Consider the following 7,518-nt stretch of genomic DNA (forward strand, 5'->3'; position numbering starts at 1 on the left):
CGCCCCCACCATGCCGGAGCGCTCCCCGGCGCCCGCCGTCGCCGCACCGGCGGCCCTCGCCGCGCCCGACATCCCGCTGGCGAACGTCAAGGCGCACCTGAGCCAGTTCCAGTCCATCGCCACGGCCAACGGCGGCAACCGGGCCCACGGCCGGCCGGGGTACCTGGCGTCGGTCAACTACGTGAAGGGCCAGCTGGACGCGGTCGGCTTCACCACCACCGTGCAGTCGTTCACGTACAACGGCGCCACCGGCTACAACCTGATCGCCGACTGGCCTGGTGGCGACCCGAACGCGGTGGTGATGAGCGGGGCCCACCTGGACAGCGTCAGCTCCGGACCGGGCATCAACGACAACGGCTCCGGCTCGGCGGCCATCCTGGAGGTGGCGCTCGCCGTGGCGCGCAGCGGCTTCACTCCCACCAAGCACCTGCGGTTCGGCTGGTGGGGCGCGGAGGAACTGGGTCTGCGCGGCTCGCAGTACTACGTGAACAACCTCCCGACGACCGAGCGGTCGAAGATCAAGCAGTACCTCAACTTCGACATGGTCGCCTCGCCCAACGCCGGCTACTTCGTGTACGACGGCGACAACTCCGACGGCGTGGGCTCCGGCCCCGGCCCGGCCGGCTCCGCCCAGATCGAGCAGACCATCCAGGCGTACTTCACCTCGATCGGGGTGCCCACCCGGGGCACCGACTTCGACGGCCGCAGCGACTACGGGCCGTTCATCGGCGTCGGCATCCCGGCCGGCGGCATCTTCACCGGCGCCGAGGGCACCAAGACCAGCACCCAGGCGTCGCTCTGGGGCGGTACGGCGGGGCAGGCGTTCGACCCCTGCTACCACCGCTCCTGCGACACCAGCGCCAACATCAACGACACCGCGCTGGACCGCAACTCCGACGCGATCGCGTACACGGTGTGGACCCTCGCCGGGGCGGGCACCCCGCCGGGCACCACGGTCTACAGCGACACCTTCGAGACCGCGACCGGCTGGACGGCCAACCCGTCCGGCACCGACACCGCGACCCTCGGACGGTGGGAGCGCGGTGACCCGGCCGCTACCAGCTCCGGCGTGGCGACCCAGCTCGGCACCACCGTCAGCGGCAGCTTCGACCTCGTCACCGGGCCGCTGGCGGGCAGCGGCGCCGGGGCGTACGACCTCGACGGCGGGGTGAGCACGATCCAGTCCCCGGCGATCACGCTGCCGTCGACCGGCACCCTGAACCTCTCCCTCTCCTGGTACCTCGCCCACCTCACCAACTCCAGCAGCGCGGACTACCTGCGCGTACGGGTGGTCGGTGGGAGCACCGTCACGGTCGTGAACGCGACCGGGGCGGCGACCAACCGGGCGGCGGCGTGGCAGACCGCCGGTGCGGACATCTCGGCCCTGCGGGGACAGACGGTACGGATCGTCATCGACGCGGCGGATGCCAGCGGCGCCAGCCTGGTCGAGGCGGCCGTCGACGACGTGAAGATCACCCAGAGCTGAGCGTGTCGCTGTGTCAAGAGGGGCCCCCTCCTCTACGCGAGGCGTTGAGAGGGGGCCCTTCCTTACACCTTCAGCGGGCGTTCAGCGTCTCTGGATAAAATGGCGGCATGATCGACTCGCCTGCCCAGGAGGGCAGCAGTAGCAAGCCGGGCCCGGCCCGGCTTCCCTCGAACCCGACGACCCCGGGAGCCCTGAGCGACCCGTGTTGATCGTCGTTGGTCTCCTTCTCATCATCGTTCTCACCGCCGCCACCGGTTACTTCGTGGCCCAGGAGTTCGGTTACGTCGCCGTGGACCGCGGCAAGCTCAAGCAGCTCGCCGACGACGGGGACAGGGCCGCGGCCCGGGCCCTGGAGGTGACCGGCCGGCTGTCATTCATGCTGTCCGGCGCCCAGCTCGGCATCACCGTCACCGCCCTGCTGGTCGGTTACGTCGCCGAGCCGTACCTCGGCGCGGGCCTGGCCGACCTGCTCGGCGTGGCCGGGGTCTCCACCGCGGTCAGCCTGCCCCTGTCGGTGGTGCTGGCCCTGCTCATCGCCACCGTGGTCCAGATGGTCCTGGGCGAGCTGGCGCCGAAGAACCTGGCCATCGCGCGCGCCGTGCCGCTGGCCCGGGCGCTGAGCCGCTCCACCCTGATGTACCTGCGGGTGGCCGGGCCCCTCATCACGCTCTTCGACCGCGCCGCCGTCCGGCTGCTCCGCCGGGTCGGCATCGAGCCGATCGAGGAGCTGCCCAGCGGCGCCACCCCGGAGGACCTGGAGCAGATCATCGCCGAGTCCCGCGAGGAGGGACACCTCACCGCCGAGATGTCCACCCTGCTGGACCGCGGGCTCGACTTCCGTGAGCTGACCGCCGGGGAGGCCATGGTGCCCCGGGTCGACGTGCACACCGTACGCGCGCACGAGCCGGTCAGCCGGGTCGTCGAGCTGCTGGACACCGGCCGCTCCCGCTTCCCCGTACGCGGCACCGAGGGCGTCGACGACGTGATCGGTGTCGTCGGCATCGCCGACGTGCTGGGAGTGCCCCTGGAGCGTCGCGCGACCACGCCGGTGAGCGCGGTTGCCGTACCCCCGCTGCTGGTGCCCGAGACGCTGCCGCTGCCGACGGTGCTGGACCGGCTGCGGTCCGGGCACCGGCAGCTCGCCTGCGTGGTCGACGAGTACGGCGGCTTCGCCGGCGTCATCACGCTGGAGGACATCGCCGAGGAACTGGTCGGCCCGATCCGCGATGAGGACGACCCGCCCGAGCGCACCCCGATCCGCCAGGCCGACGGCTCCTGGGTGGTGCCGGCCCGCTGGCGGATCGACGAGGTCGCCGACAGCACCGGCATCGCACTGCCCGAGGCTCCGGAGTACGACACCCTCTCCGGCCTCGTCATGCGGGAGCTGGGCCGGGTTCCCGAGGTCGGTGACCGGCTGGAGATCAGCCTGCCGGCCGAAGGGGAGGACGGGCACCCGGTGTCCCGGGCCCTGGTCGAGGTGCTCGCGGTCGACCGGCACGTGGCCGACTCGGTGCGGCTGCGGCTCACCGGCGTCGGCGCCGGCACCAACTCGGAGGAGCAGTCATGAGCCCGGGGATCGCGCTGTTCACCTCGGTGATCCTGCTGGCTCTGAACGGGTTCTTCGTGGCGGCCGAGTTCGCCCTGATCGCCAGCAAGCGCTACCGGCTGGAGCACGCGGCGGCCGGTGGTGGCCGGGCGGCGAAGGCGGCCCTGGACGGCGTCCGGGAACTCTCCCTGATGCTGGCCGGCGCGCAGCTCGGCATCACCCTCTGCACCCTGGGGCTCGGCGCGCTCGCCGAACCGGCGATCGAGCATCTGCTCAGCCCGCTGCTGCACGGGGTGGGCCTGCCCGACGCGGCCAGTCACGCGATCGCGCTGGTGTTCGCCCTCGGCCTGGTCACGTTCCTGCATCTGGTGGTCGGCGAGATGGCCCCGAAGTCGTGGGCGATCACCGACGCCGAACGCTCGGCGTTGCTGCTGGCGCTGCCGTTCCGGGCGTTCGCCCGGCTCGCCCGCCCGGTGCTGTCCCTGCTGAACGCTGTGGCCAACGGCATCCTGCGACTGGTCAAGGTCAGCCCGCAGGACCAGTTGGCCCAGGTGCACGGCCCTGACGAGCTGCGCATCCTGCTGGAGCAGTCCCGCGAGCACGGGACGCTCGGCGTGGAGCAGCACCGACTGCTGACCAGCATGCTGGAGTTGCAGGGCACCACCGTCGCCCAGGTGATGGAGCCGTTCAGCCAGATGGTGACGGTCCGCCGCGACGACGACGCCGGCCGGATCGAGCAGGTCAGCCGGGACAGCGGACGCTCCCGCCTGGCGGTGCTGGACGCCGCCGGCGACGTCTGCGGCCTGGTGCACGTACGGGAGGCGGTGCGGGCCACCGCCACCCGGCCGACGGCCACCGCCGCTGACCTGATGACGAACGCCTTCACCCTGCCGGCGGCGGCGACCGTCAGCGAGGCCGTGGCGGCGATGCGGGCCCGGCAGTCGCAGTTGGCGCTGGTACGCAACGGCGGCGGGCCGACCCGGCCGATCGGGTTCGTCGCGCTGGAGGATCTGCTGGAGGAGGTCATCGGCGAGTTCGACGACGAGACCGACCCGGTGCCGCGCGGGCGCCGCCTGCGCTGATCCGCCGACCCCGGGGTCCGGGGCTCTGTCCCCGGGCCCCGGGTCCGGCCCGGTCCAGGTGCCGGTCCTGGACCGGCCCCATCGGGAGGCGCGTAGATCTTGGTAGGAAACGGCCCCTACAGGGGCCACTTTCTACCAAGATCTCTAAATGCGGCGCTCCGGCGCTGCCGCGCTGGCGGGATTGTGGCGACGTCGATGGGGTAAGCCGCCGCCGGCGTCGACGTGGGTCTCCGAGCAGCGGGCGGGCCGCGTCGTGCCGCCACGGAGGAGGTGCCGTGCGGCTGACGGGCGTGTCACCGGAGTCGGGCTGGACGGGCCTGACGGTGCGCACCGCCCTGGCCAACCCGAGCACCCGCCCCGGCCTCCACCTGCCCGGGCGGGTGACCGTCACCGCCGGGTCCACGGACGTACCCGTGCGGCACGTGCGGCTCGGCCTGGTCGCGACCGCCGAACCGGACGACCCGGAGGCGCCCCGCCGCCTGGTGCAGTTCCATCAGGCGCAGGTCGCCGAGGCCTTCGTGCTGCGTGCCCGGCGGGCCCGCACGATCCCGTTCGAGTTCCCGCTGCCGTGGGAGACCCCGGTGACGATCTTCGGCGGGGTGCCGTTGCTCAGCATGCGGACGGGGCTGCGGACCGAGGTGGCGATCGACCCCTCGCTCGACCAGGGCGCCATGGTGCCGGTCTTCGTCCATCCGCTCCCCACGCAGGCGCACATCCTGGCCGCGCTGGACACTCTCGGCTTCACCATGCGGCAGGTCGGCCTCGTGGACAGCCGGCTGCCCGGTGTGGAGCAGATCCTGCCCGTGCACCAGCGGCTGGGCTTCTGGGTGGCGCCCATCTACGCCGGACCGATCACCGAGATGGAGGTGACGTTCGTCGCCAACCCGGCGGGCCTGGAGGTGATCCTCTGGATGGACCGGCGGCTGGCGCTGGCCGGGATCACCCACCAGAGCATCAGCCGTTTCCGCGTGTGGCACACCGGCGCCGAGCAGCGGGACTGGGTGGCCACCGTCGACGGCTGGCTGCGGGAGGCGATCAACCGGCACGCCGCCGCGGCGGCCCACGCCGACTGGTCCGCGACCATCACCGAGTCGGCGCACGTCAGCCGCCGCCCCGACGAGCCGATCGCACCCGGTTACGGCCTGGGCGGCGTCGCCGGGGGCGCCGGCATCGGTGGTGGTGGCGGAGGCGGCGACGGCACCTGACCGCGCCACCGGGCGGGTCAGACGTTCGCGGTGGCGAGCTTGACGCTGAAGCCCAGGAAGAGGGCCGCGACGCCGGTGGTCGCGCCGGCGGCGAGGCGACGGCGCTGGCGGAACTGCGCCGCCAGGAACGTGCCCGCGAAGATCAGCATGGTCAGGTAGAGCGCGCTGGTGACCTGGGCGATCAGGCCGAGCAGCAGGAACGACAGTGCCGGCCACGCGTAGCCCGGGTCGACGAACTGGATGAAGAACGAGATGAAGAACAGGATCGCCTTCGGGTTGAGCAGGCTGATCACCAGCGCCTTGCGGAACGGACTGCGCATCGCCGCCGGCTCCGCGGCGTCGATGAGCCGCGGCGCGGTCGGGTCGTTGCGCGTCCGCCAGCGCCGCCAGGCCCCGCGCAGCATGGTCAGCCCGACATAGCCCAGGTACGCGGCGCCCGCGTACTTGATCACCAGGAAGAGCGGCGGGTACGCCTGGAGCAGCGACGCCACGCCGGCGGCGGAGAGGAACATCAGCACCCCGTCGCCGACGAACACCCCGCCCGCGGCCCGGTAACCGGCTCCCACGCCCCGCCGCGCGGCGGTGGAGAGCACGAAGAGCGAGTTGGGCCCGGGCAGCAGGATGATCGCCACGGTGCCCAGCACGTACGTCCAGATGTCGGTGATGCCCAGCACGCCCGCCATCATCACGCCACGGGGGCCGTCGGGCGAAGCCTTTCCCGCAGCGTGACCTGTGCGTTCGGCCACTCGTCGACGGTCATCGCGTACTGCACGGTGTCCCGCCAGGAGCCGTCCGCGCGCTGCCGGTGCATGCGCAGCACCCCCTCGCGGGACGCGCCCAGCCGTTCGATCGCCCGCTGCGAGCGCTCGTTGCGGATGTCGGTGTGCCAGACCACGCGGACCGCGCCCAGCTCGTCGAATGCCCGGGTGAGCAGCAGCAGCTTCGCCTCGGTGTTGATGCCGGTGCGCCACCAGGGCCGGCCGAGCCACGTGTAGCCGATGGCGACCGAGCGCCGTTCGGGGTCGACCTCGTAGAAGGACGTGGTGCCGACCACCGCGCCGGTCGCGGCGCAGCGCTGCACCCACGACACCCGCTCGCCGGAGCGCCCGGCGGCGAGGTAGGCCGCGACCACCCGCATCATCTCGGCGGCGTCGGCCGGCTGCGGTCCGCCGAGGTGTCGCCACACCTCCGGGTCGGTGGTGGCCGCGTACAGCTCCTCGGCGTGGGCGAGGTCCAGCGGCTCCAGCACCACGTGCTCCCCGCGCAGCGCCGTCGGCTCCAGCCAGGGGGAGCGGGCCGGCGGCAGGTACGCCGGAACAGGCGCGGTCACGCCCTCGGCCGGCTCGGCCGCCCCGGACGTGAGGCGCAGCGGCACCACCCCGGCCCAGTGGGGCAGGTCGAGGTCGGCCGGATCGTCGCTGACCCCGCCGGTGCGGGACCGGGTGGACACCTCGCGCAGCGGCAGCGCCAGCACGGCGGTCTCGGCCAGCTCGCGTCGGCTCGGCGGTCGGCTCTCCGCGCTGCGCCCGGCCCCCACCTTCTCCACCAGCGCGGTCATCGCGGCGGCCTTCTCCCGCTCGTCGGTGACCAGTCCGGCGGTGCCGTGCACGACCACCGAGCGGTAGTTGGCGCTGTGGTGGAACTGCGACCGCGCGTAGACCAGACCGTCGAGCAGGGTGACCGCCACGCAGACCGGCAGCCCGTCGCCCCGGGCGGCCAGCAGCGGCCGGCTGCCGGTGGAGCCGTGCAGGTAGAGGGTGTCGCCGACGCGGACGTGCAGGGTGGGCAGCGCCCGCGGCTCGCCGTCGACGGTGAAGCTCAGCACGCAGTGGTACGCCTCGTCCAGCACGGCGTGGGCCGCGTCGGCGTCGTAGCTCATCCGGTCGCGGACGCGGGTGGCGGTGGTCCGGGGAGTCGGAGGGTACATGTGACAGGTCACCTTTGTTCTAGTACAATTCCTCAACTGTGGCAGCACATTATCAGATCGCCGGCACGACGTCGGCCGCGATTTCGGCCAGCGTGGAATCCGGCGTCCGGTCCGGCGCGCTCCCCGCCGGCACCGCCCTCCCGGCGGTCCGCGCCCTCGCCGCCGACCTGGCGGTCAGCCCGGCCATGCGGGAGCCGCGGCGCAGGACGCGGACGCCCCCGTCGGTGGTGCCGGACTCGCCGGCCGCCTCGTGCGCCGCACAGAGCAGAGTC

At 72.9% G+C, this 7,518-nt stretch carries 7 protein-coding genes; 4 read left to right on the plus strand and 3 right to left on the minus strand.

The window, feature by feature from the left end:
- Positions 1-10: 10 nt before the first annotated feature.
- From AB0I76_RS18325 to AB0I76_RS18340, 4 genes are all read left to right on the plus strand, one after another.
- Positions 11-1,486, plus strand: a complete 1,476-nt coding sequence (locus tag AB0I76_RS18325; RefSeq protein WP_357036561.1) for a M28 family metallopeptidase — start codon at positions 11-13, stop codon at positions 1,484-1,486.
- 202 nt (positions 1,487-1,688) lie between these two features.
- Positions 1,689-3,053 (plus strand): hemolysin family protein, encoded by a 1,365-nt coding sequence (locus AB0I76_RS18330; protein ID WP_357036543.1) that lies wholly within the window; start codon positions 1,689-1,691, stop codon positions 3,051-3,053.
- Complete coding sequence (locus AB0I76_RS18335; protein ID WP_357036546.1) at positions 3,050-4,114, plus strand: hemolysin family protein; 1,065 nt, start codon at positions 3,050-3,052, stop codon at positions 4,112-4,114. The genes AB0I76_RS18330 and AB0I76_RS18335 overlap by 4 nt, the downstream gene beginning before the upstream one ends.
- A 275-nt stretch (positions 4,115-4,389) precedes the next feature.
- Positions 4,390-5,319 carry a sporulation protein gene (locus AB0I76_RS18340; RefSeq protein WP_357036549.1) on the plus strand — a complete coding sequence of 310 codons (930 nt, stop codon included), beginning with the start codon at positions 4,390-4,392 and terminating at the stop codon, positions 5,317-5,319.
- Between the two features lie 17 nt (positions 5,320-5,336).
- On the opposite strand, the gene leuE is transcribed toward AB0I76_RS18340, so the two are convergent.
- The 3 genes from leuE to AB0I76_RS18355 form a co-directional block, all read right to left on the minus strand.
- Positions 5,337-6,005 (minus strand): leucine efflux protein LeuE, encoded by a 669-nt coding sequence (gene leuE / locus AB0I76_RS18345; protein WP_357036552.1) that lies wholly within the window; start codon positions 6,003-6,005, stop codon positions 5,337-5,339.
- Positions 6,005-7,246, minus strand: coding sequence for a bifunctional pyridoxamine 5'-phosphate oxidase family protein/GNAT family N-acetyltransferase (locus tag AB0I76_RS18350; protein ID WP_357036555.1), 1,242 nt, complete (start codon positions 7,244-7,246; stop codon positions 6,005-6,007). Before AB0I76_RS18350 ends, leuE begins: the two co-directional genes overlap by 1 nt.
- 52 nt (positions 7,247-7,298) lie before the next feature.
- Positions 7,299-7,518: hypothetical protein (locus AB0I76_RS18355; protein WP_357036558.1), on the minus strand; the 220-nt coding region annotated here is incomplete at its 5' end.

The organism is Micromonospora sp. NPDC049799 (genome assembly GCF_040656655.1).
Taxonomy (GTDB): domain Bacteria; phylum Actinomycetota; class Actinomycetes; order Mycobacteriales; family Micromonosporaceae; genus Micromonospora.

What these genes read in the sequence shown, in the direction of transcription:
- AB0I76_RS18325 (WP_357036561.1), top strand. Translation starts at nt 11, where the DNA reads ATGCCGGAGCGCTCCCCGGCGCCCGCCGTCGCCGCACCGGCGGCCCTC.
- AB0I76_RS18335 (WP_357036546.1), top strand. Translation starts at nt 3,050, where the DNA reads ATGAGCCCGGGGATCGCGCTGTTCACCTCGGTGATCCTGCTGGCTCTG.
- leuE (WP_357036552.1), bottom strand. Translation starts at nt 6,005, where the DNA reads ATGATGGCGGGCGTGCTGGGCATCACCGACATCTGGACGTACGTGCTG.
- AB0I76_RS18350 (WP_357036555.1), bottom strand. Translation starts at nt 7,246, where the DNA reads ATGTACCCTCCGACTCCCCGGACCACCGCCACCCGCGTCCGCGACCGG.